Raw genomic sequence first — 25,759 nt, 5'->3', positions numbered from 1 at the left:
ACAGTCGCCTCTACCGACAGCCGGCACTACCGATACGGGAGCCAGCCGCTGCTTTCATCGCCACCACCCGCCACGCGGCCCACCACAGCAATGCCAGCAACGCGATGCCTGCACCCAGCAGGCACACGGCAGGCCAGCCATGCCGGGCCTGCATCCAGGGCCCGGCAGCCGCACCGGCACCACTGCCCACCGCATAGAACAGCATGTACAGCGCCACCAGGCGCCCATGCTGTTCTGCCGGTGCACGCAGCAGCAGCGCCTGGTTCGATACGTGCAGTGCCTGCCCACCGAGGTCGAGCGCGATCACGCCCAACAGCAGCAACGACAGCGACTGCGGCAGGCCCAGCAGCGGCCACCACGCGGCCAGCATCAGCAGCAACGCGCCAAGACTGACCCGATCGGCGAAACCGCGGTCCATCCAGTGCCCAACCCGCGCCGCCATCAATGCGCCCACTACGCCGGCCAGGCCGAGCGCACCGATGGCCGCGGTGGACCACTGCAGCGGAGGCGCCGACAAGGGCATCGGCACCGCCGCCCAGAACACGTTGAGGCCAGCAAACAGCAGCAACGCCAGCGGCCCACGCTCGCGCAGACTGCGGTCCCGGCGCAGCATGCCCAGCATCGAACCCAGCAGTGCGGACCAGCGCGGCGGTACCGCCGGTACCGGCACCGCCGGCAGGCGCCGCCACAACAGCACGGCCAAGGCCGCCATCATCGCTGCCGACAGCAGATAGACCGCCCGCCAGCCGATGGTGGCCGCGACCGCGCCCGATACCACGCGCGCCAGCAACAGGCCGATGAACACACCGCCCTGCACCACGCCCACCACGCGGCCGCGCTGCTCCGGCGGCGCCAGCGAGGCGGTATAGGCGATCAGCCCCTGGGTCAGCGCGGTGCCCAGCAGGCCGGCCAGCAGCATGCCCGACAACAGCCATGCCGCAGTCCGGGCAGCCGCCAGCCACAGCAGGCCCAGCACCAGCGCCATCAACTGCAGCCGCAGCAGACGTCGCCGGTCACCGCGATCAGCCAACGGCAGCAGGCCGAGCAATGCCAGCACGCTGCCGGCCTGGGTTGCCGCCAGCACTGCGCCCGCCACGGCACGGTCCAGTGCGAAGGCCTGCGCCAGCCGCTCCAGCAGCGGTTGCGCGTAGTAGACGTTGGCAACGCTGGCGCCGGCAGCGACCGCGAGCAGGACCAGCAATGGGCGGGAAATCAATGGGGCATTCATGATGTGGTTGCAATTTGAAACTTGATGCAGGCTATCGCCATTGGTTTTAAACTGCAACCACATCCGGAGGCCCCAGCATGCACGCCAACAGTCCCTGCCCCGTCGCCCGCAGCGCCGACCTGCTCGGCGACCGCTGGGCGTTGCTGGTCATCCGCGATGCCTTCGATGGCATCACCCGCTTTGGCGACTTCCAGCGCAGCGTCGGCGCGGCGCGCAACATCCTCAGTGATCGCCTGCGCAGGCTGGTCGAGGCCGGCATCCTGCAACTGCAACCGGCCTCCGATGGCTCGGCCTACCAGGAATACGTGCTCACCCACGCCGGCCAGGAACTGTTCCCGCTGCTGGTCGCGCTGCGCCAGTGGGGAGAACGCCATCGCTTCGGCGCCGGTGAAGCCCATTCGCAGTTGATCGAATCCAGCACGCGGCGACCGCTGCCCTACATGCAGCCGCACGGGCGCGACGGTCAGCCCCTGCAGGCCGCCGCGACCCGCGTGCGCAAGCTCAAGGACGACGGGCGCGGCGCCTGATCCGCCCATTCGCGCACACCACGATCCGGCCGTGCCGGTTAGCATCGGATGTTTCCGCCGCCGGACGCCGCCGATGCCGCGCTATCGCCCTTCCCTGATGACCGCCCTGCTGCTGCCGCTGCTGGCCTGCGGCGCCGGAGCCACGCAGGCCCGCGAGGTTGCCGCGCCCGCCGACCACGTGCAGGCCGATGGCCCCTATGTGTTCCGCCAGGGCGACCAGCTGCAGGCCAAGTGGATCTGCGACGACAAGGTCGAGTCGCGCACGCTGGCCACGCAGGCCGCCGGCACCGACATCGCCCCACGCTGCGGCTACCAGCACGCCGTGCATGTGGCCGCGCCGAATGTACCTTCGATTTCCGTACTGCCGGCCGCGCCGCGCATCGTCGCGCTGTCCGACATCCATGGCCAGTACGGGCTGCTGGTGCGCCTGCTGCGCGCCCACCAGGTCATCGACGCCCAGGACCGCTGGGCACTGGGCAAGGACACCCTGGTCATCGCCGGCGATGTATTCGACCGTGGCCCGCAGGTGACCGAGGCGTTCTGGCTGCTGTATGGCCTGCAGCAGCAGGCCGCCGCCGCCGGTGGCGCAGTGCACTTCGTGCTCGGCAACCACGAAACCATGGTGCTGTACGACGACCTGCGCTACGTCAACCCGAAGTACCTGCGCAGCGCCCAGCTGCTCGGCCGCAGCTATCCGCAGCTGTATGGCGCCGACTCGGTGATCGGGCAGTGGCTGCGCACACGCCCGGTGCTGCTGAAGATCGGCGATACCCTGTTCCTGCATGGCGGCATCTCGCCCGAGGCGGTGCAGCTGGCGCTGGACCCGGCACGCACCAACGCGGCCTATCAAGCCTCGCTGGGCCTGCCAAAGGCCGAAGTGAAGGCCGACCCGGCCACCGCACCGCTGTATGACGGCAAGACCAGCCCGATCTGGTACCGCGGCTACTTCGATGGCCGCCTCGACACCGCGGGTGTGCAGACCGTGCTCGACCGCCTGCAGCTCAAGCGCATCGTGGTCGGCCACACCTCGATGCCGCACGTCAGCAGCTTCCATGGCGACCGCGTGATCGCCATCGACAGCAGCATCAAGAACGGCGAGAACGGCGAACTGCTGTTCATCGAGGATGGCAGGCTCAGCCGCGGCCTGCTGGACGGCTCACGGGTGCCGCTGGCACAAGGCGAGCCGGGCCTGCAGGACTGAATGGCGGGACAGCGCGACAGCCCCGGGCGGCGGCGCCGCGCTCCACCTTCACCCGGTTTGCGGCTACCCTCGGCAGCCGAGAGAGGCCCACCCCGTCCATCCGGTGGGCCTGACCGTTACAGGAGCCCCCGCGCATGCGCGTTCTGATTGCTGAAGACGACCCGGATATCGCCTCCGGCCTGTGCGCCTCGCTGCGCCGGCAGGGGCACGTGGTCGACCACGTCGACAACGGCGCGCACGCCGACGCCGCGCTGGGTTCGACCCAGTACGCGCTGCTGGTGCTGGACCTGGGCCTGCCGCAACTGGATGGGCGCGACGTGCTGCAGCGCCTGCGCCAGCGCGGCGATGGCCTGGCGGTACTGGTGGTGACTGCCCGCGACGGCCTGGCCGAACGCGTGCGCGTGCTCGACCTCGGTGCCGACGACTATCTGGTCAAGCCGTTCGCACTGGACGAATTCGAAGCGCGCGTGCGCGCACAGCTGCGCCGGGTCACCAGCAATGGCAACCCGGACCTGCGCATCGGTCGCCTGCGCCTGGACTTGGCCGGGCACCGCGTGTGGATCGACGACCAGTCGCTGGAACTGACCGCGCGCGAGTTCGGCCTGCTGTCGGCGCTGGCGGTACGCGCCGAGCGCATCGTCTCGCGCGCGCAGCTGGTGGAGGCGCTGTGCGACTGGGGCCAGGACCTGACCGACAACGGCCTGGACATCGCCCTGCACCGCCTGCGCCGCAAGCTGCAACCCGGCGGCATGGGCATCCGCACCGTGCGCGGGCTGGGCTACATGCTGGAAGACGCGCAGGACGACAGCGCCCCGTGATCAGTGGACCGCCCAGCCTGCGCCGGCGCCTGCTCGCCTTCCTGGCGTTGCCGATGCTGGGCCTGCTCACTTTCAATACGATCCTGGCCTACTACGTTGCGCTGGACTATTCCAACCGCATCCACGACCGCAACCTGATCGACGACACGCACTCGTTCGCGCAGATGCTGAGCACCATGCCGGTGACCAGCGACCTGTCTCCGCAGGCGCGCTTCCTGATCGAGTACGACCCCGACGGCCATCGCTACTTCAACGTCGACAGCAGCCGCATGGGTACGCTCAGCGGCAATGCAGACTTCAGCCCGTACGCCCCTTCGCAGGACTGCACCGGTGTGCACCCGGCGCTGTACGACGGCAACCTCAATGGCCAGCAGGTGCGCATGGCCACCGTCTGCACGCAGGCGATGAACGATCCGCAGGACCAGCTGGCGGTGACCGTGGCCGAGAGCATGGCCGACCGCCGACAGCGTGCGCGCGAGATCCTGATGATCATCATCCCCCTGATGACCATGCTGGCGCTGGGTACCGCCGCGCTGGTCTGGTTCGGCGTGACCTATGGCCTGCGCATCCTGACCCCGCTCAGGACCCGCCTGGCGCAGCGCCGCGGCGAACTGGCACCGATCTCCGATGCCGACGTGCCAGAGGAGATCCAGCCACTGATCAGCACCATCGACGATCTGTTTGCCCGCCAGGCGGAAATGATCACGTTGCAGAACCGCTTCATCGCCGATGCCGCGCACCAGCTGCGCTCGCCGTTGGCCGGCATGGCTCTGCATGTGGACCAGGCGCTGGCGCATGGCGACCCGGACACGGTGCGCGAGGCACTGCAGCACATCCGTCGGCTCAACCAGCGCACCGCGCGGGTCAGCACCCAGCTGCTGGCGCTGAGCCGTGCGCAGACCGTGCCCGATACCGTGGAGGCACTGGACCTGTGCGAGCTGGTGCCGCAATGGGTCGGCATGCGCGTGCCCGAAGCGATCCGCGATGGCATCGATCTGGGCTACCGCGGCAGCCCCCACCCGCTGCGCGTGCTCGGCAACGGTGCCCAGCTGCAGGAAGCACTGGACAACCTGATCGACAACGCCCTGCGCTATGCCGGCCGCGATGCGACCGTCACGGTCGGCGTGCATGCGCTGGATGACAATGACGTCGAACTGTACGTGGAGGACAACGGCCCCGGCGTGCCCGAGGACGTGATGCCACGGCTGGGCGAGCGCTTCTTCCGTGCGCCTGGCACCGCGGCCAGCGGCACCGGCCTGGGCCTGGCCATCGCCCACGAAGCGGTGGAGCACTTCGGCGGCCGCCTGACCTTTCTCAACCGCGCCGGTGGGGGCCTGAAGGTCGCCATCACGTTGCCGCTGCTGAAGGCCCCCTGACCCGGACCGGGGCGCTGAAAGGCTGGTGAAAATCGCGCTTGCGATCCTGACCATCCCCACTGCCGTCCCGGAGCCGCCAGGTGACCGAATCGCACGACTTCTTCCTCCCCGGTGGCCCGCAGGGCGTGCTGCTGGTCCACGGCCTGACCGGCACCCCGGCGGAAATGCGCATGCTGGGCAAGGGCCTGAACAACGCCGGTTTCACCGTGCACGGCGTGCAGCTGCCCGGCCATTGCGGCACCGTGGATGACCTGCTGGCGACCACCTGGGAACAGTGGTACCAGGGCGTGGAAGATGCGGCGGCGAGCCTGCGTGGCAAGGTCGACCAGCTGTTCGTCGGCGGCCTGTCGATGGGCGCGGTACTGTCGCTGGCACTGGCTGCACGCCGCCCCGAGTGGGTGTCCGGCGTCGGCGTGTATGGCGCCACCTTCCGCTACGACGGCTGGAACATCCCCGCCGTGGCCCGTTTCTCGTTCCTGCTACCGTGGTTCAAGCGCTTCAACATCGGCCGCGACCGCATGTTCATGGAAGAACCACCCTACGGCCTGCGCGACGAGCGCCTGCGCGCGCAGGTCAGCGCCGCCATGCTGTCCGGCGACAGCGCCGCTGCCGGCCTGCCGGGCAACCCCTGGCACGCGCTGGCCGAGATGCGTGCACTGAGCAACTGGACCCGCCGCCACCTGCACCAGGTCACTGCGCCGTGCCTGGTGATGCACGCCCGCGAAGACGACGTGGCCAGCATGGGCAATGCCGAGCTGGTGATGTCGCGGGTCAGCGGCCCGAAGGAACTGGTGGTGCTGGAAGACAGCTACCACATGATCACCATCGACCGCGAACGCCGCGACGTGATCCGCCGCAGCGCGCGCTTCTTCACCGAAATCGGTGAACGCAGCGGCGTCCTCAAGGCGGTGGCCTGAGATGGGGGCACTCGCCACGCTGCTGTGGCTGGCCAATGTCGTGCTCGATACCGGTGGCCAGCTCGCCTTCAAGGCCGCCGCCAGCGACCCGCAGGACGGCGAAGGACTGCAACGCTGGAAACACATGCTCAGCCGCCCCTGGCTGTGGATCGGCATCGCCTGCTACGTGCTTGAATTCGTTGCCTGGATCGCGTTCCTGTCACTGGTGCCGCTGTCCAAGGGCGTGCTGCTGGGCTCGATCAACATCGTTGCGCTGATGATCGCCGGCCGCTTCCTGTTCCGCGAGAAACTCACGCCGCTGCGGGTGACCGGCATGCTGCTGGTCACTGCTGGCGTGGCGGTGGTGGGGGCCGGCTCATGAGGCGCCTGTATGTGATCGGTTTTCCGCTGCTGATGGCCTTCGACACGCTGGCCCAGCTGTGCTTCAAGTACGCCGGTGACGCCGCCCTGCCGGTCGAGGCCAACACCGCTTGGCTGCTGCGCGTGCTGTCGCAGCCGTGGGTATACGGTGCCATCCTCGGTTACGTCGGCGCGTTCTTCACCTGGATGAGCCTGCTGCGCCACGCTCCGATCGGCCCTGCCTTCGCGGCCTCGCACCTGGAAGTGATCAGTGTGCTGCTGCTGTCGGCGTGGCTGTTGAACGAACCGCTGACCCTGCACCACCTGGTGGGCGCGGTGCTGATCGTGGCCGGCATCGTCTGCCTCGGCCGCGCCGAAGCGGATGACCCGCACAGCCCCGCCGAAAGCACCTCGTGAGCGGGCTGCGATGAGCCTGTTCGCGCGCGAACTGCCTCCGACCGCCGGCCTGCCGATGCAGGCCAGCGACTTCCTTCCCGGTGGCGGCGACCTGCGTGACATCCTGGCCAACCAACTCGGCACACCGCCGCTGCAGCTGACCTGTTCCGGCACCCACGCGCTGCTGATCGCGCTGCGCACCCTGCGCAAGCGTGCGCCCAAGCGCGATACCGTGATCCTGCCGGCCTACACCTGCCCGCTGGTGCCGATCGCGGTGCACAGCCTCGGCCTGCGCGTGCAGCTGTGTGATACCCGCCGCGGCCACTTCGACTTTGATCCGGCACAGCTCTCGCGCCTGGCCGACGCACGCACGTTGGCGATCCTGCCCACGCACCTCGGCGGACGCATCGCCGATGTTGAACTGGCCGCCGACATCGCGCATGGCGCCGGTACCTGGGTCATCGAAGATGCCGCTCAGGCGCTGGGCGCCCGGGTCGGCAACAGCAGTGTCGGCCTGCGTGGCGATATCGGATTCTTCAGCCTGGCCGCCGGCAAGGGGCTGAGCCTGCACGAAGGCGGCCTGCTGGTCAGCCGCGATGACGAACTGCGTGCCGCGCTGGCCGAACATGCGGCCGAGCAGGTCCGTTTCAGCCTGCGCTGGGAGCTGCTTCGCAGCGTGCAGCTGCTGGGCCTTGCCGCCTGCTACCGCCCCTCGCTGCTGTCGCTGGTGTACGGCAATCCACTGCGCAGCGCACTGCAACGCGGTGATCTGGAAGAAGCGGTCGGCGATGTTTTTCCGCTGGACATCCCGCAGCACCGGGTCAGCCACTGGCGGCAGAACATCGGTGCCCATGCTGCACGGCGGCTGCCGGCGTTCCTGCAGGCCGGGCGCCTGCGCGCATTGCAGCTGCGCGTGCAGCTGGCACAGCTGCCGGCGGTGGAGGTGGTCGATGGCCTGGCCGGTACCGGCGGCACCTGGCCGATGCTGATGCTGCTGCTGCCCAGCCAGCGCGCGCGCGATGCCGCACTGGACGACCTGTGGCCGCGTGGCCTCGGTGCCAGCCGCATGTTCATCCATGCCCTGCCCGACTACGCCTACCTGCGTGGCATCGTGCCGCAGGACGACATGCCGAACGCGCGCGACTTCGCCGCACGCATGCTGACCCTCGGCAACAGCGCCTGGCAGACCTGTGAAGAGACCGCGCAGATCCTGCAGGCGCTGGCCGCCGCGCAGCCCTGAAACGGCTATTTTCCGGGCATTGCGCCCATTCAGGATGTTCGATTCCTGAACACTTTCCCCACCCCGCAGTGCAGCCTTTCAACAGGAAAGGAACGAGAAAGGCTGCCTGCCTACATTGAGCCTGCCCCGGCACCGTGCCGGACGCCTTTCTCATCGACGGACCTGCCCATGCACTGGAGCATCCTGTGTGACTTCGACGGCACCATCAGCCTCGAAGATGTCATCGACTCGCTGCTGGAGAAGTACGGCCAGCCGGGCTGGCAGGAACTGGAAGACCAGTGGAAGTCGGGAAAGATCGGCTCGCGTGAATGCATGCAGGGCCAGGTGCGGCTGCTGAAGCTGGACCCGGCCACGCTCGACACACACCTGGACCAGGTACAGATCGATCCGGGCTTCGCCGCCTTCGTCACCCGCGCCGAGCAGCTGGGCCTGCCGCTGCGCATCGTCAGCGACGGCCTGGACTATGCGATCCACCGCATCCTCGCCAACCATGGCCTGCCGCCGCTGCCGGTGGTGGCCAACCACCTGCGCTGGTGCGAAGACCACTGGGAACTGGAGTCGCCCTACCAGGCCGAGGGGTGCCGCAGCGGTACCTGCAAGTGCACCTGCGCCGCGCAGGCGCGTGCCAACGAAGCACCGCGCGTGCTGATGATCGGCGACGGCAGTTCGGACTTCTGCGTGTCCGAGGATGCCGACTTCGTATTCGCCAAGCGCCGCCTGATCACCCATTGCACCCATGCCGGCATCGAGCATGCCGCCATCGATACCTTCCACGATGCAATCGCACTGTTGCCGCGCTTGCTCGATGGCAGCCTGCTGCAGCCACGTCGCCTCGACGCCAGCCCGCAGCCCGCCGCACTGCCCCTGCTGCTGGCCACCGCCTGAGTACTCCCTTCCAGGCACGCTCCCCCGTTACCCCTTTCGAACGTCCTTCACGGAACCGAACTGCATGAACATTTTTGACAAGAACGCCGATTCGGCTGCCTCCGACGCGCAGCTGCTGGCCGACGAAGCCCGCTACAGCTCCTTCGGCGACACCGTCCACTACGTCGACCCGCCGAAGATCTTCCAGCGCGGCGAAGGCAGCTACATGTTCGACGGTGCGGGCGTGCCCTACCTCGACCTGCAGATGTGGTACTCGGCCTGCAACTTCGGCTACAGCAACAAGCGCCTGAACGACGCGCTGAAGGACCAGATCGACACCCTGCCGCAGGTCGCCAGCCAGTACCTGCACCCGACCCGCGTGCAGCTGGCCAAGACCATTGCCGTGGACATGCACGAGAAGTTCGGCCTCGACGGCCGCGTGCACTTCAACGTCGGCGGCGCGCAGGCCATTGAAGACTCGCTGAAGATCGTGCGCAACGCGCGCGGCGGCAAGAGCCTGATGTTCGCCTTCGAAGGCGGCTACCACGGCCGTACCCTGGGTGCGTCGTCGATCACCTCCAGCTACCGCTACCGCCGCCGCTACGGCCACTTCGGCGAGCGCGCGATGTTCATCCCGTTCCCGTACCCCTTCCGTCGCCCGAAGGGCATGACCCCGGACGAGTACTCCGACCACTGCGTGTGGCAGTTCGAGCGCCTGTTCGAAAGCGAGTACAACGGCGTGTGGGATCCCAAGGTCGGCCAGGCCGAGTACGCCGCGTTCTACGTCGAGCCGATCCAGGGCACCGGCGGCTACGTCATCCCGCCGCGCAACTTCTTCACCGGCCTCAAGCGCGTGCTGGACAAGTACGGCATCCTGATGGTGGTCGATGAAATCCAGATGGGCTTCTGGCGCACCGGCAAGCTGTGGTCGATCGAGCACTTCGGCGTGACCCCGGACGTGCTGGTGTTCGGCAAGGCGCTGACCAACGGCCTGAACCCGCTGTCGGGCCTGTGGGCGCGCGAAGAACTGATCAACCCGACCGTGTTCCCGCCGGGTTCCACCCACTCCACCTTCAACTCCAACCCGCTGGGCACCCGCCTCGGCCTGGAAGTGCTGAAGCTGGGCAAGGAAATGGATTACGAGCGCACCGTGCCGGAAAAGGGCGCGTACTTCCTCGACGGCCTGCGCGGCCTGCAGAAGCGCCACCCGGAAATCGGCGACGTCGACGGCCTGGGCCTGGCCCTGCGTGCGGAAATCTGCCAGACCGACGGCTATACCCCGAACAAGGAACTGCTGGACCGCATGGTCGACATCGGCCTGGCCGGTGACCTGCTGCACGACGGCAAGCGCATGGGCCTCGTGCTCGACGTGGGTGGCTGGTACAAGAACGTGATCACCTTCGCGCCGTCGCTGGACATCAGCTGCGAAGAAATCGACCTGGCGATCACCCTGCTCGACCAGGCGCTGACCAAGGCCAAGGGCTGAGGTCGATGCGCTGCCGGTTCCCGTGCCGATGGAGATGACGTCACGCGCGTCCAGCACCGCGCTGGAACCGGCCGCGCTGCTGGAGGGCTTCCTGGCCCACCCGCCGCTCGGATTCGAGGCGGGCCGCCTTCCCAGCGGCCTGCCGACCTTCCGTGCGCCGCTGGACCTGACCACCACCATGGACGACGACCTGCGCGGCAAGCTGCTTGGCCTGCCGCTGTCGCGCCTGTGGCGGCCATGGATCACCTGGAAGACCCGCTTCGTCGGTGCCACCAGCACCGAATACACCCCGCTGCCCGCGCACGTCGCACCGGAGGCATTGGCCGAGGACGTGACGCGTCACGCGATCGGCGATACGCGGCTGCTGGTGGTCAAGGACCTGGCGATCGATTCGCCGCTGCTGGACGACGCCGCCAACGCACACAGCGGTGCCTTCCTGCAGGCGCTGCTGGCACGCGGCTTCGTCGAACTGGAAGGCATGCCGCTGGCCTGGGTGGCCATCGATTTCGATTCGATCGATGGCTATCTCGGACGCCTGTCGTCCTCGCGCCGCAAGAACATCCGGCGCAAGCTGCGCTCGCGTGACGAGCTGCAGATCGAGTGCATCACCACCGGTGATCCGGCCCTGGCCGACCCGCAGCTGCAGGCCGAACTGTATGCGCTGTACCTGGGCGTGTACGCGCAGAGCGCGGTGCATTTCGACCAGCTCGACCTGCCCTATTTCCAGTACCTGCTGGCCGACAGCCTGGGCCAGGGACGCATGTTCCTGTACCGCCACCAGGGCCATTTGATCGGCTGGAACCTGTGCTACGTGCATGCCGGCAAGCTGGTGGACAAGTACATCGGCCTGGCCTATCCGCAGTCGCGCGAGCACAACCTGTACGCGGTCAGCTGGATGCACAACCTCGAGTACGCGCTGCAGCACGGCCTGAGCCACTACGTGGCCGGCTGGACCGACTCGCGGATCAAGGCCGAGCTCGGCGCCCGCTTCACCTCCACCCGGCACGCGATCCACGCACGCTCCCCGCTGCTGCGCGCTGCCCTGCGCAGGCTGGCCCCGTACCTGCAGGGCGAACCTGATGGAGGCGGTTGAACGATGCCGTTGCGTTCCCCGTTGATCCTGGACCTGGATGGTGGCGTGCTGCCGCTGCCCCAGGCGCAGACCCTGGCCTTGCCGCAGTGGCACGATCCACTGCGCTTCGCCTGCAGCAATGCCACCCTCGACCGTTTCGCCGCTGAAGTGCTGGCACCGCTGCCGGCCCAGCTCGGCACGGTGATGCTCGGCAGCGGTGATTTCCATCATCTCAGCCTGCCTCTGCTGCGTCGCATGCGCGCGCAGGAGCCGTTCCAGCTGGTGGTGCTGGACAACCATCCGGACAACATGCGTTTCCCGTTCGGCATGCACTGCGGTTCCTGGGTGAACGCGGCCAGCAAGCTGCCGCAGATCTCGCACATCCATGTGCTGGGCATCACCTCCAGTGACATCGGCCTCGGCCACGCCTGGGAGAACCACTGGCGCCCGCTGATCGGCGGTCGCCTGACCTACTGGTGCATGGACGTGGACGTGGGCTGGGGGCATCGCCTCGGCATGCGCCACGCCTTCCGCCGTTTCGAGCATCCCGAAGCGCTGGTGGCCGCGTTCGCTGCAGAGCAGGCGAAGTCGCCACAGCCGACCTACCTGTCGATCGACAAGGATGTGTTCGCCGAGGACGTCGCCCGCAGCAACTGGGACCAGGGCCGCTTCCAGCTGGAACATGCGCTGGTGGTGATCGAAGCGCTGCGTGCCGGCGGCCTGGTCGGCAGTGACATCACCGGCGAAGTGTCGCTGGCCAACTATCGGAGCCGCTTCAAGCGCTGGCTGTCCTCGCTGGATGGACAGCCCGACATCAGCGCCGACGATCTGCCGGTGTGGCAGGCACGGCACCAGCAGGTGAACCGCGAACTGCTGGCGGCGATGGCCTCGGTGCCGACGGCCTGCTGACCGCGTCCGGTCGTGCCGGCTGCTGGCCAGCCTTGGTTGGCAACGACCAGCCCCAGGCAGCGTCGGTAGTGCCGGCCGCTGGCCGGCAACCTCATTGTTCCCGGGCTCACGAGGATGCCGGCCAGCGGCCGGCACTACACTGGACGCCTGCCCCAGGAGCCCTCGCCATGCCCCAGACCGTCATTCCGCAACTGCGCATGCGCCATGCCGATACCACCCTGCCGTTCTAAGTGCAGGGGCTGGGCTTCGTGGTCGACTGGGAACACCGCTTCGAACCCGGCTTCCCGCTGTTCGCCCAGCTCACCCGCGACGGCCAGACGATCTTCCTCACCGAACACAGCGGCGACTGCGAAGTCGGCGGCGCGGTGTACTTCATCGTCGAGGACGTCGACGCCCTGCACCGCGCCTTCAGTGCCGCAGGCGTCCCCATCGAACAGCCGCCGCATGACACCGAATGGGGCAGCCGCGAGATGCTGCTGCGTGACCCCGACGGCAACCGCCTGCGCTTCGCCACCGACGCCAGCTGAACCGGGCGGCCTTGAGCTGGATATACGAAACATATACGCTTCGTATATCCACTCCTCCAGGACCGCCCATGGGCATCGTCAACATCGATGACACCCTGCACGACCAGCTGCGTCGTGCCTGCACCGTCTCCAGCCGCTCGATCAATGCCCAGGCCAACTTCTGGATCCGGGTCGGCATGCTGTGCGAGATGAACCCCACGCTGAGCTTCCAGGACATCGTCGCCAGCGAACTGCGGGCGGCCGGCGTGCAGCCGCCGCTGCTGGCACCGGGGCAGGTCTGAGCAGATGGCGATCATCAAGCGCCCCGACGAGATCGCGCTGATGGCCGAATCGGGCCGCCTGCTGGCGCAGGTGTTCGCCGCGCTCGACCGGCTGCCGCTGCAGGGCCGCAGCACGATGGAGATCAACGATTTCGTCGAACGCATGATCGTCGATGAACTGCAGGCGCGGCCGGCCAGCAAGGGCCAGTACGGCTTCCCGTATGTGCTCAACACCTCGATCGACAACGTGATCTGCCACGGCGTGCCCAGCACCACCGACGTGCTGCGCAACGGACAGATCGTCAACCTCGACATCACCCTGGAGAAGAACGGCTACATCGCCGACTCCAGCACCACCTACCTGGTGGGCGAGGTCGACTACGCCGCGCGCAGGCTGGTGCAGACCACCTACCAGGCGATGTGGAAAGGCATCGCCGCGGTGCGCCCCGGCGCGCGCCTGGGCGACATCGGCCACGCCATCGCCCGTCATGCACGCAGCCACGGCTACAGCGTGGTGAAGGAATACTGCGGCCATGGCATCGGCCAGGAGATGCACGAGGATCCGCAGATCCTCCACTACGGCCATCCCAACACCGGCATGGTGCTGGAAGAAGGCATGGTGTTCACCATCGAGCCGATGCTCAACCAGGGCAAGCCGGCCATCCGCCAGCAGCCGGACGAATGGCCGGTGTACACCCGCGATGGCAAGCTGTCTGCCCAGTTCGAGCACACCGTGGCGGTTACCCGCAGCGGCGTGCGCGTATTGACCCTGCGCCCCGGCGAAACGCCATTGTGCGCGGTGGAAGCGGCCTAGAGCGGACGCAACAGCAGCAGCGTGGCCAGGCAGAACATGAAGATCGCGACGCCCGCATCCAGCACCCGCCAGGCGCCCGGCCTGCGGAACACCGGCTGCAACAGGCGCGCGCCATAGCCCAGCGTGCAGAACCAGGCCACGCTGGCGGCGCAGGCACCGGCGGCGAACGCCCAGCGCAGGTCACCGGGGTAGCGCGTGGACAGGCTGCCCAGCAACACCACGGTATCCAGATAGACGTGCGGGTTGAGCAGGGTGAAGGCCAGGCAGGTCAGCAGCACCTGCCGTCCGCTGCCGCCCTGCGCCTCGGCGGCGGCCAGCGCACTGCCACCGCGCCATGCGCGCAGCCCCGCCTGCAGGCCATACCAGAGCAGGAAGGCCGCGCCACCGAAGCGCAGCACCTGCAGCAGCAGCGGCCACTGCAGCACCAGCGCGCCCATGCCGCCGACGCCGGCGAGGATCAGCATGATGTCCGCGCCGGCACAGGCCAGCACCACCCTGCCCACATGGCGCTGCTGCAGGCCCTGGCGCAGCACGAACGCGTTCTGCGCACCGATGGCGATGATCAGGCCGGCACCTGCGAACAGGCCGGCGGCGGTAGCGGCGATCCACATCAGGACAGGCCAGGCAGCGAGGGGACGCGCAGGGTGCGGCCGCCGCCACTGTTTAGACAAACTGATTTTTCTTTATCCTGTGCAGGAAAACTGAAGAGACACCGGCATGGATCTGGTACATCCGCAACTGGCCGCCTTTGCTGCGGTGCTGGAAGAAGGCAGCTTCGAGGCCGCGGCACGCCGCCTGTCGATCAGCCCGTCGGCCCTGTCGCAGCGGATCAAGGCCCTGGAGGACAGGCTCGGCCAGGTCCTGGTCGTGCGCCAGGCACCGTGCCGGCCGACCACCGCGGGCGAAGCACTGCTGCGCCGGGTACGACCGATGCAGGCACTGGAAGCCGAGGCGCTGGCCGAGCTGCTGCCCGAGCGTGGCAGCGACGCTGCGCGCACGCCGATCCCGCTGGCGGTCAACGACGACTCGCTCGATACCTGGTTCGTGCCGGCCATCGCCGACCTGCACCAGCGCCACGGTTACCTGTTCGACCTGCGCATGGACGACCAGGACCACACCCTGCAGCTGCTGCGCGATGGCAGCGTACTCGGCGCGGTCACTGCCGAAAGCCAACCGGTGAAGGGCTGCAACGTGCACCCGCTCGGCGCGATGCGCTACCACGCCATCGCCTCGCCCGGCTTCGCCCGCCAGTACTTCAGCGACGGCATGCAGGCCGCAGCCCTGGCGCGCGCACCGATGCTGGTGTTCAACCGCAAAGATGAACTTCAATGGCGCTTCGTGCGGCGCCTGACCCGCGCGCGGCTGCAGCCGCCGCTACACTACCTGCCCTCCTCCACCGGTTTCGTCGAAGCCGCCGCGTGCGGACTCGGCTGGGGCATGGCCCCGGAAACCCTGGTCGCGCCCGCCGTGCGCGCCGGCCGCGTGGTGGTACTGGAACCCCGCCGCTGGCTCGATGTGCCGCTGTACTGGCAGCATGCCGCCGTGCGCTCAAGCACGCTGCAGCACATCACCCAGGCGCTGCGCACTGCGGCCAGCGGCACCCTTCGTTGAGGACAAACCGATGATCGCAGACCCGGGCTTCACGCCGCGCGCACTACCGTTTGCGCACTTCTTCACCATTGGGACGGCATGGGCGTGATCGGCCGACGTACAAGGATGCACCGCGCGAAGGCCGCGCTGGCGTTGACGCTGGCAACCTGCCTGCCACTGGCTGCGCCGGCGCAGACCCTCACCGATGCACCGGCTTTGGACTGGGAACAGGCACGGCAGCGCCTGGAACAGGTCTCCGATGCGCTGGCCGCCGCCGACGCCGCCGTGCGCAACAAGCAGGACCTGCAGGAAGCGACGCGTCTGCTGCGCCTGCCGGAAATCACCGGCGAAGTGCGCCGCCTGCAGTTCCAGAAGACCCTCACCCTGCCACTGGGTTCGCTGGCACCGGTGGCCGAGGCCTATGGCATCGACTCGCCGCTGTCGTTCACCGAACGCGACTGGCGTACCCGCCCGGTGGTGACCGCCGTGCTGCCGCTGTACACCGGCGGTGTGATTCCGGCCGCGCAACGTGCGGCCAGCGCCGCACACGAACAGGCCAGTGCCGAGCGCGAAGCACAGCGTCAATCGCTGACCGTGCAGCTGGCCCAGGCCTATTTCGGCCAGCGCCTGGCCGAGCAGGCGGTGGACGTGCGCCGCGACGTGCGTGATGGCCTCAACCGCCACCTGTCCGACGCAGAGAAGCTGGAACGCGAGGGCTTCGCCACCCGCGCGCAGCGCCTGCAGGCCACCGTGGCCCGCGACAAGGCCGAGCGCGAATACCAGAAGACGGTGAACGACCTGGCCACGCTGAAGGCCGCGCTGGCCACGCTGCTGCGCAGTGGTGGCGAGGTGCAGCCGGTGTCGCCGCTGTTCGTGCAGCGCGTGCCGCTGGAACCGGTGACCAGCTTCGAGCGCACCGCACAGGCCCGCCAGCCGCAGATCGCACGCCTGCGGGCGATGGTGGCGCAGGCCGAACAGGGCGTGCGCGTGCAGCAGGCCAAGCTGAAGCCGCAGATCTTCGCCTTCGGCCAGTACGACTTCCGCCGCCGCGACGAGATGCTGACCGATCCGGACTGGGCGTTCGGCATCGGCCTGAAGTACACCTTCCTGTCGCCGAACTCGCGGCCGGCGCAGATCAGCGCCGCGCGTGCGCAGCAGGACCAGGCCGAAGCGGGCCTGCGCGAGGCCGAGAACCAGGTCGCGCTGGGCGTGCGCAAGGCCTGGAACGAACTGGAAACCGCGCGCCAGCAGTACGTTCTGCTCGACAGCAGCATCGCCCAGGCTCAGGAAAACCTGCGCCTGCAGGAGCTGGCGTTCCGCGAAGGCCAGGCGACTTCGCTGGATGTGATCGACGCGCGGCTCGGCCTCGGCGGCGCCCGTGTCGAGCGCGCACAGGCCGCCTACCAATACGATATTGCGCTGGCACAGTTGCTGGAGGTCAGTGGACAGATGGACCGTTTCGAAGAGTTCCGGCGGCGTGCGGACGAGGTGATCGACCATGAGTGATGTGCTGCACGACGATGCGACGACGCCCCCGGGCAAGCGCCGGTTGGGACCGATCCTGATAGTGGTGCTGCTGGTCGTGGTGGTGCTCGGCCTGTGGCTGGCCTGGCGCAGCCCGGGCGACCAGATCCAGGGCATGGCCGATGCGGACACGATCAACGTGGCCGCCAAGATCACCGCGCGCGTGGCCGAGCTGAAGGTGCGCGAGGGTGACCGCGTGCAGCCCGGGCAGGTGCTGTTCCTGCTCGACAGCCCCGAAGTGGCCGCCAAGGAACAGCAGGCGCACGGCGCATTGGCCGCCGCACAGGCGGTGGCCGACAAGGCCGACGAAGGCGCGCGCAGCGAGGACATCCGCGCTGCCGAAGCGAACTGGAAGCGGGCCGAAGCCGGTGCGACGCTGGCTGAAGCCACCTACCAGCGCGTGCAGAACCTGTTCAACGAAGGGGTGATGACCCGGCAGAAGCGCGATGAAGCACATGCCCAGGCCACCAGTTCGCGTGAACTGGCGCGTGCCGCCCGCGCGCAGTACGACATGGCCCTGGCCGGCGCACGCGAGCAGGACAAGCGTGCCGCGCAGGGCCAGGTGCAGCAGGCACAGGGCGCGGTAGCCGAAGTCAACGCCGCGCGTGTCGAAGTGGAAGGGCGCGCGCCGGTCGCCGGCGAGATCAACAAGCGCATGGCCGACCCGGGTGAACTGGTGCCGGCCGGCTACCCGGTGTTCACCCTGGTCGACATCGACCGCATGTGGGTGGCGATGAACCTGCGCGAATCGCAGATGCAGGGCCTGAAGGTCGGCAGCAAGCTGCAGGGCAGCGTGCCGGCACTCGGCCTGGATGGCGAATTCGAGGTCTACTTCATCAATCCGGCCGGTGACTATGCAACCTGGCGGACCACCCGCCAGTCGTCCGGCTACGACGTCCGCAGCTTCGAGGTGCGGGTGCGCCCGGTACGCCGCATCGAGGGCTTCCGCCCCGGCATGAGCGTGCTGTTCGCATGGCCCCAGCACTGAGCCCCGGCCGCGGCGGCTTCGCCGCCAGCTGGCGGCGCGAGCTGTGGTCGCTGCGCGGCAACCGCGCCGACCTGCTGCTGGTCACCCTGCTGCCGCTGCTGATGCTGGTGGTGATGGCGTGGATGTTCACCCCTTCGGTGATGCGCGACATCCCGATCGCTGTGGTCGACCTCGACCACAGCAGTGACAGCCGCCTGCTGCTGCGCATGCTCGATGCCAGCCCCGGCGTGCGCATCGCCAGCCAGCCGGTGGACCTGGAAGACGCATGGTCGCAACTGCGCAGCCTGGACGTGTTCGCCATCGTGCTGGTGCCGCGCGATGTCACCCGGCAGGCGTTGCGTGGACGCCAGGGCACGGTGTTCGCCTATTACAACGCCACCTACATGACCACCGGCCAGTCCGCGGCGCGCGATATCGGCGACGCGGTCTCGGCCTGGAACGCACGCCTGCTGCGCGAGCGCATCGGACTGCAGGTCGGTCCGGGCAAATTGCGTGCGGCACCGATCGCGGTGCAATCGGACATCCTGTACAACCCGGCGCGCAGCTACGAGCTGTTCCTGCTGCCACTGATCTTCCCCGCGGTGCTGTCGCTGGTGCTGGCACTTGCGGTGGCCGGCAGCCTCGGCCGCGAGATCCGCGACGGTACCCTGCCCGCCTGGCTGGGCCGCACGCCGTGGCTGGCGATTGCCGGCAAGGTCGCGCCGTACATCCTGCTGTTCTCGGTGTATGGCGCACTCGGCATCGGCTACCTGGCCTGGCTGCGCGGCGATGGCGTGGCGGGCAGCGTGCTCCTGCTGCTGCTCGCACAGCCGCTGTTCTACCTGGCCACGGCCGCCTACGCGCTGTTCTTCGTCGGCGTCACCCGCGACATGGGCACCGCGCTGTCCGCGGTCGGCCTAAGCATCGGCACCGCACTGGCGTTCTCCAGCGCCACCTTCCCGGTGCTGGATGGCCCCCTGTTCACCCGCATCTGGCATCAGCTGCTGCCGCTCAGCGCCTACATCAAGCTGCAGACCCAGCAGCAGTTCATCGGTTCGCCGCTGCAGGTTTCGGTATGGCCGTTGGCCACGCTGCTGCTGATGGCAGTGGTGGCCGGTGGCATCGGTGGCCTGCGCCTGATCGCCTTTGCGCGTACGCCTGCCGCCGCGCAACCGGCAGGGGCCGACGCATGAGCGCACTCTGGCGCAGCCTGCGGCAGACCCTGATGGCGGTGCTGTGCGACCGCTATGCGATCGTGGTGATGGTCGGCGCGGTGATCCTGTACTCGTTCTTCTACCCGGCCGCATACCGCCACCAGGTAGCCGGCAACCTGCCGGTGCTGGTGGTGGATGAAGACCACAGCGCGACCAGCCGTGAGCTGCTGCGCAAGTTCGATGCACTCCGGGTGGCACGCGTGGTCGGGCAACCGGCAGACATCGACAGTGCCCGCCAGCAGCTGGAAGCCGGCCACGCCGAAGGCATCGTGCTGATCCCGGCCAACCTGGAACGCGACATCCTGCGCGGCCACCCGGCCAAGCTGGTGCTGCTCGGCAACGGCGCCTACCTGGGGCGTGCCAGCTGGGTGCTGGGCAGCGTGGCCGATGCACTGGGCGCGTTCGGGCGTGAGGCGGTAGTCGGCCAGGCCGCCTTCATGGGCGCACCGCAGGCACCACCGGTCACCCTGGTGCAGCGCCCGCTGTACAACACGCAGGAAGGCTATGGCAGCGCCATCGTGCCCGGCGTGGCCGAGCTGATCGTGCACCAGACGCTGCTGATGGGCATCGGCGTCCTGCTCGGCGGCCGCCGCCTCGCGCTCGGCCGGCGCCTGCGCTTCGACCTGCCGACCCTGGCCGGCATGGCGATGGGCTTCGGCCTGATCGGCCTGTTTGGCCTGTTCTACTACGCCGGTTTCACCGCCTGGGTGCAGGACTATCCGCGCGGCGGCAACCCGCTGGGCCAGCTGCTGGGCGGCACCTTGTTCATCGCCGCCACCGTGGCCTTCGGCCTGTTCGTCGGCAGCTTCTTCCGCACCCGCGAACGCGCCTTCCAGTACATCATCGCCACCTCGATCCCGCTGTTCTTCCTGGCCAACCTGTCGTGGCCGGCGGTGATGACGCCACAACCGCTGGTCTGGCTGGCGCAGCTGTTGCCGACCACCTCGGGCATCAACCTGATGGTGCGCCTGAACCAGATGGACACCAGCCTGGCCGAAGTCAGCCACGAACTGATCACCCTCACCGCCCTGCTGCTGCTCTACGGCAGCCTCGCCACCTGGCGCCTCCTCGCAAAAAAGGGGACGGAGGGGATTAAGTCGTAAGCGGCCGGTTGGGGGGGATTGCGACTTAATCCCCTCCGTCCCCTTTTCCTGCAACGAAGAACGCCGGCGCGGGGCCGGCGTTCGAGTGCTGCGATGTGGAAGGGGAAAACGGGGTCTGGCAGCGATCGATCAGCGATAGACGCGTTCGCAGCGGCGCTCGACCACGCGGTCGCCGTTCTTCTGCTGGCTGTTGCCCTGGATCTGGCGACCGGCCGCACCACCGGCAACAGCACCTGCCACGGTAGCGAGCTTCTTGCCATTGCCGCCGCCCACCTGGTTGCCCAGCAGGCCACCGATCACCGCGCCGGTGGCAGTACCGGCAATGCGGTTGGGATCGCGCGAGTTGCGCTGCACTTCCACGTTCTTGCAGACCACGCGGCTGCCATCGTTGAATCGGCGTCCTTCATCGCGCGGCCCGTAGGTCTGTGCACCGGCTACCGACGAAGCCGCCAGCAGGGTGCCCAGCACAAGCAGTCGGGTCGAGGTCTTCATGGCCATCTCCTGAGTTCCGGTATGGCGCAAGTGTCCTCCCGCGGTTGGCAACCGGAAGTGAAATGCGCGTGTCCGCCACCTCATCGGCCATCGCGCGTTCAGGAAGAAAATCCGCGCCCATCACGATCAGCCATCGTGATGGGCGCCGTCTCCCTACCGGCGTGCTGCCTTGCTAGAACTCTTCCCAGCCACCGGCGTTGGCCGCCAGTGTCGGTTCGATGCGGGGTGAAAGCGCAGCGGGCCGACGCACTGGAGTGACCGTCGCAGCTACCGCTGCCAATGCAGGGCGTGCCACCGCCGCCGCCGTCGCCGCACCCGTGCGGAACACCGAAACCGCCTCGGCCAGCAGGTTGGCCTGCTCTTCCATCGAGCGTGCCGCTGCACTGGCCTCTTCCACCAGTGCCGCATTCTGCTGCGTGGTCTCGTCCATCTGCACCACCGCCTGGTTCACCTGTTCGATGCCCGAGCTCTGCTCCTGCGAGGCGGCGGAGATATCGGCCATGATGTCGGTCACGCGCTGCACCGACGCCACGATCTCGCCCATCGTGGTGCCAGCCTGGCGAACCAGCGCCGATCCATCGGCGACCTTGCCGACCGAATCCTCGATCAGGCCCTTGATCTCCTTGGCCGCACCGGCCGAGCGCTGGGCCAACGTGCGCACCTCACTGGCCACCACCGCAAAGCCCCTGCCCTGCTCGCCGGCGCGCGCAGCTTCCACCGCCGCGTTCAACGCCAGGATGTTGGTCTGGAAGGCGATACCGTCGATGACCGAGATGATCTCGGCGATCTTCTTCGACGAGGCTTCGATGGCCGACATCGTGGTGACCACCTGTCCGACCACCTCGCCGCCCTGCGAGGCGACACCGTGCGCGCCGATGGCAAGCTGGTTGGCCTGGCGGGCATGCTCGGCGTTCTGCTTCACGGTAGAGGTCAGCTCCTCCATCGACGCAGCCGTCTCTTCCAGGTTCGCCGCCTGCTGCTCGGTGCGCCGCGACAGATCGGTGTTGCCCGAGGCGATCTCGCCTGCCGCCAGGTTGATGCTGGACGCGCTGGACTGGATGCGGCCGACAATCTGCTTGAGCTGGTCGACGGTGGCATTGCAGTCATCACGCATGCGGGCGAACACGCCATGGAAGTCGCCCTGCATGCGCACGGTCAGGTCTCCGCGCGAGATCGCCTGCAGCAGGGTCGACACCTGCACCAGGTTCTCGTCGGTGGTCTGCATCAGGCGATTGAGCCCGGTCACCATGTCGCGGAAATCATAGGCGAAGCGATCTTCATCGCCGCGCAGGCTGAAATCGCCCGCCGCCGCTGCCGTCGCCAGCCGGCGGATCTCGCTGTTGATCGCCGACAGGCTGGTCTTGGTCTCGTCCATGGCCTGGGTGATCGCCGCCTTCTCGCCCGGCAGCGGATCCATGTCCACCGACAGGTCGCCACGGGCGTAGTGCTTCATCACCTCGATCAACCGGTTCTGCACCTGCACGTGCGAGCCGACCAGCGCATTGGTCTCATGCACCATGCGCCCGTAGTCGCCGGGAAAGGCACTCTCGTCCATGCGGTAGCTGAGGCTGCCCGCATCGTGCTGGCGCGCCAGCTCACCCTGCGCCGCCATCACCGACTGCAGCTGCGCCTGCATGCGCTGCATCGACCGGAGCAACTGGCTTACCTCATCATTGCCGGAGGCGTCGATGCTGCTGTCCAGCCGCCCGTTGGCGATGCCATCGGCCAGCTTCACCGCCCCTTCCAGCGGACGGGTCAGGCTGCGGGTGATGGCCCACGCGGCCAGTGCGCCGAGAATCAGGCTGAGCACACCGAAGGCGATGGACAGGGTTCCCGTCCACGCTTCCGTGGCGCGGTATTCCTCTCGGCTGCGCGCGGTCAGCGCTTCCTGATGCCGCAGCAATGTCGAGATGGCCTCGTTCCATGCGGTTGCCAGCCCATGCTCGGCGAGCAGTTCCTTGGCCGCGCCGTCGAAATCACCCGCCTTCATGCGCTCGTGAAGATGCTGGGTGGAGGCATCGGTCGCCTTGCGTGCCGCGTCGATCTTCGCAACCAGGGCATCGCCGGTGGCGTCGCGTGGAATCCTGATGTATTTGGCCCAGATACCGTCGTAGGTCCGCGACAGCTCCTGCGCCTTCTGATAATCCTTGTCGAAATCCTCGCCACGCTTGATCACCATCAGCCGGCGGTGCATCAACACTGCGTTGTTGGTATCCAGCATGTCGTTCAACAGCCGCATCTTCACCATGTTGACGTCCACCACTTTCTCGAACTGGGCGGACTTCAGGTGATTCCCGTACAGCACCAGGCCGACGATGGCCACGATGAACAGCAGCAGCAGTCCAAACCCGGCACCCAGCCGGGATCCCACTCGGAGGTTGCGTAAGGCGAGCATCTCAATTCCCTTGATCATGGCCGTACGATCGATGGCGGCGCAGGCAGGGGAAACTTTATGGGTCGATATTATTATATCGATCCAAAACTCTGGAACTGTGCAGACAGATGTGAAATCAGACGACCCATGAAGGCGTTATATCCATAAGGTATATCGCCACGGGTAGCGCGAATGGGATCAGGCCGGGGACTGCCCCCCCGCTATCCGGCATTACGGTGCAGCAGGCCCCGGGAAGACCAGATCCTTTCCGAGCCTTGCCGCATAGACGCTCTCGAACTGGAACGAGAGCACAAATCGAAACCCACACGTCGCGGCGTAGCGCTTTGTGAAGCGGCAGATTTCCTCCCAGGTGCTTTCAAACCCGCTCGCGCGGAAATGAAACGAGCCGAGCAGGCCCACCTGCCACTCGGCTTCAATCCCTTCCGCTACGAGCGCCTCCGGCGGGTCGACGATGCCGAACCCGAAGCCGGTGTTGGACACTGGAAGATATCCATGCAAACCGTCAGCACCGTCGGAGTGCTCGGCCTGGATTGAATCCAGGGCGTGCAGTACGGCGCCCAGGTCGGCACCGGCTTCGACTTCCAGAAACAGCGAAATGCTCATTATCGAACCATCATTCTGAAGCCAACAGCTTCATGACTCGGCATGGCCGCTTTCGTCTTCGGCTTCATTTCTGTCCTGAAGAATTCCTGATTCATACGGACTGCCCCTGCCCACCTCACCCATGGGAGCTCGCAATAATCCGGCTACCGCTTCAGATCAGTGTAGGTAGCACCCATATCCTTTATGCCCTCCTCGCTGTTCCCCATGGACGCTCTCACCGCGTCCAACCAGTCCTCCCACGCACCTGGATCCGTGGGGCTTCGATCCTCCTTAAGACTCCAGCCAAGTGAACCCAGCAGCCCCCCGATCTCATCGCTGGGGCCGCGGGAATAGTCGATCTGGAGGAAGTAGAACATCGCCATGTAGGCTTCCTCGATCGTCAAGAGCTGTTCTTTCACCAATAATCTCCCTGCATGCCCCATTTCCAGAGCGACTCTCGCCGGATGTCAGCGATCACAATCCAATGAGGGTATGCCGGTTGAAGAACCGCATCTTCCCCTCGATCGTGAAGTCCGTGCGCCTGATTTCACCCAGCATCATCTCGCGTTGGGCGTCGTTCAACGTACACGGCTCCAGGACATTGGCCTCCAGCACTTGACCTGGTGGCGCCAAACGCAACTCGACAATGCAGGCATTGCCCTCGGTTGGAACGCCCGCTGGCCACGCCGTCATTGCGATTGCACGCATTTGCTCCTGGTACGCCCCCCGCTCTGCTTCCTCTATCTGCGGGTCCGGCAGATCCGGCGGGTTCGCCGCCACGTACACAGCAGACTGCGTGGGCGTTGGCTCTGATAGCGAACGGACGATCAGATTGATCAGGGTGTTCTGTGAGGCCGTTACCGCCAAGGCGATCACCAGAGCTGTGTAGCTGACACCGCCAGCCTTCTGCAGTTCAAGGTGCCGCCGATGTGCCCCGCGATGCTCGGCATCAACCTTGCGGACAATCCTTCGACAGTGCGCCAGGTACAGCGGATTCGCCAGGATTCCAGCAAGCACGCGAAACACCACGAAAGAAAGCAAAGACAACCACGGCAGCCCCATCAGTACGAAGGCGGTCATCATCAACGGCGAAAGGATGAACCAGATCGCTCCCCACGCATGCATGCGCCGGAAGAAGAACCAGAGTGACGAGAACAGGAATGCCGGCCAGTTCCATCGCCTTGGCGCCCTTCCGGCAGCGTCGTCCAGGCTCCAGAAACGGCAATAAGTAGAGAACCGGTCCCTAACCAAAATCTCCAGTGCACTCTTTTCACTTGGCTCGTCAGCGGCCGAGTCTGCGTCTCGCTCCACACCAATTTCAGCGCGACTAAAAGCGGGCTCGATCTTCATTCGTTCTGATTCTTCATTCAAAAAACGCTGATACTTATTCAAAGGGTTGACTATTCTGGCGGGGCAACCGGGTAGCCGATCAATTGCCTGGCCCTGCATCGACTACCCGTTTCACACACTCCCACAAAAGCCGCATTCAGCGCATCAAATGAAGCAGATCATCGCCCGAACCGATGGCGATCTTTGGAATATGATTTCGAACACGCTCGGGGAGGTCGTCTTCGCGAATCGCAAGCTCCGGCTTGGCGATAAGGCGATAACCATCCCCACTTACGTCATGGCTAAAAATCCCGCGACTCGCCATTTCAAGGAAAGAGCGAAGATAGGCCTCGCGCTGAGCGAGTCCACTGAAATCAGGCAAACTCTCTTCAACCACGATGACGCCCGAGCAAACAGGAAGCGAGTAAATATAGTCACACGCCAATTGCCAGCTCTCGATGGACGACGCAACCTGGCTCGGAACGACACCACGCCCTCCCGTAGCAAAATGACAAACACACCCATCAGCACCAACCGCAAACCAATCAATGTCATTTACCTCAAGAAATTCTTCATCCATTTCCATATA

The 25,759-nt window shown here is 66.8% G+C and carries 27 protein-coding genes and 1 pseudogene; 20 read left to right on the top strand and 8 right to left on the bottom strand.

Features of this window, described 5'->3' with window-relative positions:
* Window positions 1-10: 10 nt before the first annotated feature.
* Window positions 11-1,228 (bottom strand): MFS transporter, encoded by a 1,218-nt coding sequence (locus ACUZUJ_RS06280; protein ID WP_458220101.1) that lies wholly within the window; start codon window positions 1,226-1,228, stop codon window positions 11-13.
* 77 nt (window positions 1,229-1,305) lie between these two features.
* Between ACUZUJ_RS06280 and ACUZUJ_RS06275 the strand changes: the two genes are divergently transcribed.
* The 15 genes and pseudogenes from ACUZUJ_RS06275 to map all read left to right on the top strand — a co-directional run bounded on the left by ACUZUJ_RS06275 (window position 1,306) and on the right by map (window position 13,974).
* Window positions 1,306-1,755, top strand: a complete 450-nt coding sequence (locus ACUZUJ_RS06275) for a winged helix-turn-helix transcriptional regulator (protein WP_458220102.1) — start codon at window positions 1,306-1,308, stop codon at window positions 1,753-1,755.
* A 73-nt stretch (window positions 1,756-1,828) separates the two neighbouring features.
* Window positions 1,829-2,956, top strand: a complete 1,128-nt coding sequence (locus ACUZUJ_RS06270; protein ID WP_458220103.1) for a metallophosphoesterase — start codon at window positions 1,829-1,831, stop codon at window positions 2,954-2,956.
* Window positions 2,957-3,090: 134 nt separating this feature from the next.
* Window positions 3,091-3,774 carry a response regulator gene (locus ACUZUJ_RS06265; protein ID WP_008265770.1) on the top strand — a complete coding sequence of 228 codons (684 nt, stop codon included), beginning with the start codon at window positions 3,091-3,093 and terminating at the stop codon, window positions 3,772-3,774.
* Window positions 3,771-5,150 carry a sensor histidine kinase gene (locus ACUZUJ_RS06260; protein WP_458220104.1) on the top strand — a complete coding sequence of 460 codons (1,380 nt, stop codon included), beginning with the start codon at window positions 3,771-3,773 and terminating at the stop codon, window positions 5,148-5,150. Before ACUZUJ_RS06265 ends, ACUZUJ_RS06260 begins: the two co-directional genes overlap by 4 nt.
* An 80-nt stretch (window positions 5,151-5,230) precedes the next feature.
* Window positions 5,231-6,067 carry an alpha/beta hydrolase gene (locus ACUZUJ_RS06255; protein ID WP_100471695.1) on the top strand — a complete coding sequence of 279 codons (837 nt, stop codon included), beginning with the start codon at window positions 5,231-5,233 and terminating at the stop codon, window positions 6,065-6,067.
* Window position 6,068: 1 nt separating this feature from the next.
* Window positions 6,069-6,428, top strand: coding sequence for an EamA family transporter (locus ACUZUJ_RS06250; RefSeq protein WP_006425769.1), 360 nt, complete (start codon window positions 6,069-6,071; stop codon window positions 6,426-6,428).
* The gene (locus ACUZUJ_RS06245) at window positions 6,425-6,823 is read left to right on the top strand and encodes a DMT family transporter (protein WP_075674983.1); all 399 of its coding nucleotides are present in this window, start codon (window positions 6,425-6,427) and stop codon (window positions 6,821-6,823) included. The genes ACUZUJ_RS06250 and ACUZUJ_RS06245 overlap by 4 nt, the downstream gene beginning before the upstream one ends.
* Window positions 6,824-6,833: 10 nt before the next feature.
* Window positions 6,834-8,042 carry a DegT/DnrJ/EryC1/StrS family aminotransferase gene (locus ACUZUJ_RS06240; RefSeq protein ID WP_458220105.1) on the top strand — a complete coding sequence of 403 codons (1,209 nt, stop codon included), beginning with the start codon at window positions 6,834-6,836 and terminating at the stop codon, window positions 8,040-8,042.
* Between the two features lie 168 nt (window positions 8,043-8,210).
* Complete coding sequence (locus ACUZUJ_RS06235) at window positions 8,211-8,927, top strand: MtnX-like HAD-IB family phosphatase (RefSeq protein WP_458220106.1); 717 nt, start codon at window positions 8,211-8,213, stop codon at window positions 8,925-8,927.
* Between the two features lie 64 nt (window positions 8,928-8,991).
* A complete protein-coding gene (locus tag ACUZUJ_RS06230; RefSeq protein WP_458220107.1) occupies window positions 8,992-10,392 on the top strand; it encodes an aspartate aminotransferase family protein in 1,401 nt (466 codons plus the stop codon).
* 28 nt (window positions 10,393-10,420) lie between these two features.
* A complete protein-coding gene (locus ACUZUJ_RS06225) occupies window positions 10,421-11,485 on the top strand; it encodes a GNAT family N-acetyltransferase (protein WP_458220108.1) in 1,065 nt (354 codons plus the stop codon).
* A 3-nt stretch (window positions 11,486-11,488) separates the two neighbouring features.
* Entirely contained in the window at window positions 11,489-12,373 is an 885-nt protein-coding gene (locus ACUZUJ_RS06220; RefSeq protein WP_101765151.1) for an arginase family protein, read from the top strand.
* A gap of 167 nt (window positions 12,374-12,540) precedes the next feature.
* Window positions 12,541-12,900: pseudogene (locus tag ACUZUJ_RS06215) on the top strand (bleomycin resistance protein).
* Between the two features lie 68 nt (window positions 12,901-12,968).
* Entirely contained in the window at window positions 12,969-13,181 is a 213-nt protein-coding gene (locus tag ACUZUJ_RS06210) for a ParD-like family protein (RefSeq protein WP_005415768.1), read from the top strand.
* Window positions 13,182-13,191: 10 nt separating this feature from the next.
* Window positions 13,192-13,974: a type I methionyl aminopeptidase gene (map, locus tag ACUZUJ_RS06205; RefSeq protein ID WP_197622032.1), complete on the top strand. Its 783-nt coding sequence runs from the start codon at window positions 13,192-13,194 to the stop codon at window positions 13,972-13,974.
* On the opposite strand, the gene ACUZUJ_RS06200 is transcribed toward map, so the two are convergent.
* Entirely contained in the window at window positions 13,971-14,585 is a 615-nt protein-coding gene (locus tag ACUZUJ_RS06200) for a LysE/ArgO family amino acid transporter (RefSeq protein ID WP_049446381.1), read from the bottom strand. The genes map and ACUZUJ_RS06200 overlap by 4 nt on opposite strands.
* A gap of 106 nt (window positions 14,586-14,691) precedes the next feature.
* Between ACUZUJ_RS06200 and ACUZUJ_RS06195 the strand changes: the two genes are divergently transcribed.
* The 5 genes from ACUZUJ_RS06195 (at window position 14,692) to ACUZUJ_RS06175 (ending at window position 20,372) form a co-directional block, all read left to right on the top strand.
* The gene (locus tag ACUZUJ_RS06195) at window positions 14,692-15,585 is read left to right on the top strand and encodes a LysR family transcriptional regulator ArgP (RefSeq protein WP_101765149.1); all 894 of its coding nucleotides are present in this window, start codon (window positions 14,692-14,694) and stop codon (window positions 15,583-15,585) included.
* A 78-nt stretch (window positions 15,586-15,663) separates the two neighbouring features.
* Window positions 15,664-17,070 carry a TolC family protein gene (locus ACUZUJ_RS06190; protein WP_101765148.1) on the top strand — a complete coding sequence of 469 codons (1,407 nt, stop codon included), beginning with the start codon at window positions 15,664-15,666 and terminating at the stop codon, window positions 17,068-17,070.
* Complete coding sequence (locus ACUZUJ_RS06185) at window positions 17,063-18,076, top strand: HlyD family secretion protein (RefSeq protein WP_049446385.1); 1,014 nt, start codon at window positions 17,063-17,065, stop codon at window positions 18,074-18,076. The genes ACUZUJ_RS06190 and ACUZUJ_RS06185 overlap by 8 nt, the downstream gene beginning before the upstream one ends.
* A complete protein-coding gene (locus ACUZUJ_RS06180; protein WP_049446388.1) occupies window positions 18,061-19,248 on the top strand; it encodes an ABC transporter permease in 1,188 nt (395 codons plus the stop codon). The genes ACUZUJ_RS06185 and ACUZUJ_RS06180 overlap by 16 nt, the downstream gene beginning before the upstream one ends.
* Window positions 19,245-20,372 (top strand): ABC transporter permease, encoded by a 1,128-nt coding sequence (locus ACUZUJ_RS06175; protein ID WP_049446390.1) that lies wholly within the window; start codon window positions 19,245-19,247, stop codon window positions 20,370-20,372. The genes ACUZUJ_RS06180 and ACUZUJ_RS06175 overlap by 4 nt, the downstream gene beginning before the upstream one ends.
* Before the next feature lie 129 nt (window positions 20,373-20,501).
* On the opposite strand, the gene ACUZUJ_RS06170 is transcribed toward ACUZUJ_RS06175, so the two are convergent.
* The 6 genes from ACUZUJ_RS06170 to ACUZUJ_RS06145 all read right to left on the bottom strand — a co-directional run bounded on the left by ACUZUJ_RS06170 (window position 20,502) and on the right by ACUZUJ_RS06145 (window position 25,756).
* A complete protein-coding gene (locus tag ACUZUJ_RS06170; RefSeq protein WP_014646414.1) occupies window positions 20,502-20,870 on the bottom strand; it encodes a glycine zipper 2TM domain-containing protein in 369 nt (122 codons plus the stop codon).
* A 166-nt stretch (window positions 20,871-21,036) separates the two neighbouring features.
* Window positions 21,037-23,259 (bottom strand): methyl-accepting chemotaxis protein, encoded by a 2,223-nt coding sequence (locus ACUZUJ_RS06165; protein ID WP_049446482.1) that lies wholly within the window; start codon window positions 23,257-23,259, stop codon window positions 21,037-21,039.
* A 210-nt stretch (window positions 23,260-23,469) separates the two neighbouring features.
* A complete protein-coding gene (locus ACUZUJ_RS06160; RefSeq protein ID WP_049446392.1) occupies window positions 23,470-23,862 on the bottom strand; it encodes a hypothetical protein in 393 nt (130 codons plus the stop codon).
* A 143-nt stretch (window positions 23,863-24,005) separates the two neighbouring features.
* On the bottom strand, window positions 24,006-24,260 hold the full coding sequence (locus ACUZUJ_RS06155) for a hypothetical protein (protein WP_430345169.1): 255 nt from the start codon (window positions 24,258-24,260) through the stop codon (window positions 24,006-24,008).
* A 55-nt stretch (window positions 24,261-24,315) separates the two neighbouring features.
* Entirely contained in the window at window positions 24,316-25,191 is an 876-nt protein-coding gene (locus ACUZUJ_RS06150; protein WP_049446394.1) for a DUF2628 domain-containing protein, read from the bottom strand.
* A 136-nt stretch (window positions 25,192-25,327) separates the two neighbouring features.
* Entirely contained in the window at window positions 25,328-25,756 is a 429-nt protein-coding gene (locus ACUZUJ_RS06145) for a hypothetical protein (RefSeq protein WP_458220109.1), read from the bottom strand.
* Between the last annotated feature and the right edge of the window lie 3 nt (window positions 25,757-25,759).

The sequence above is a fragment of the Stenotrophomonas sp. S4 genome, assembly GCF_054187805.2.
The sequence above is the reverse complement of the archived record's forward strand: the minus strand, read 5'-3'. Positions and strand labels throughout refer to the sequence as shown.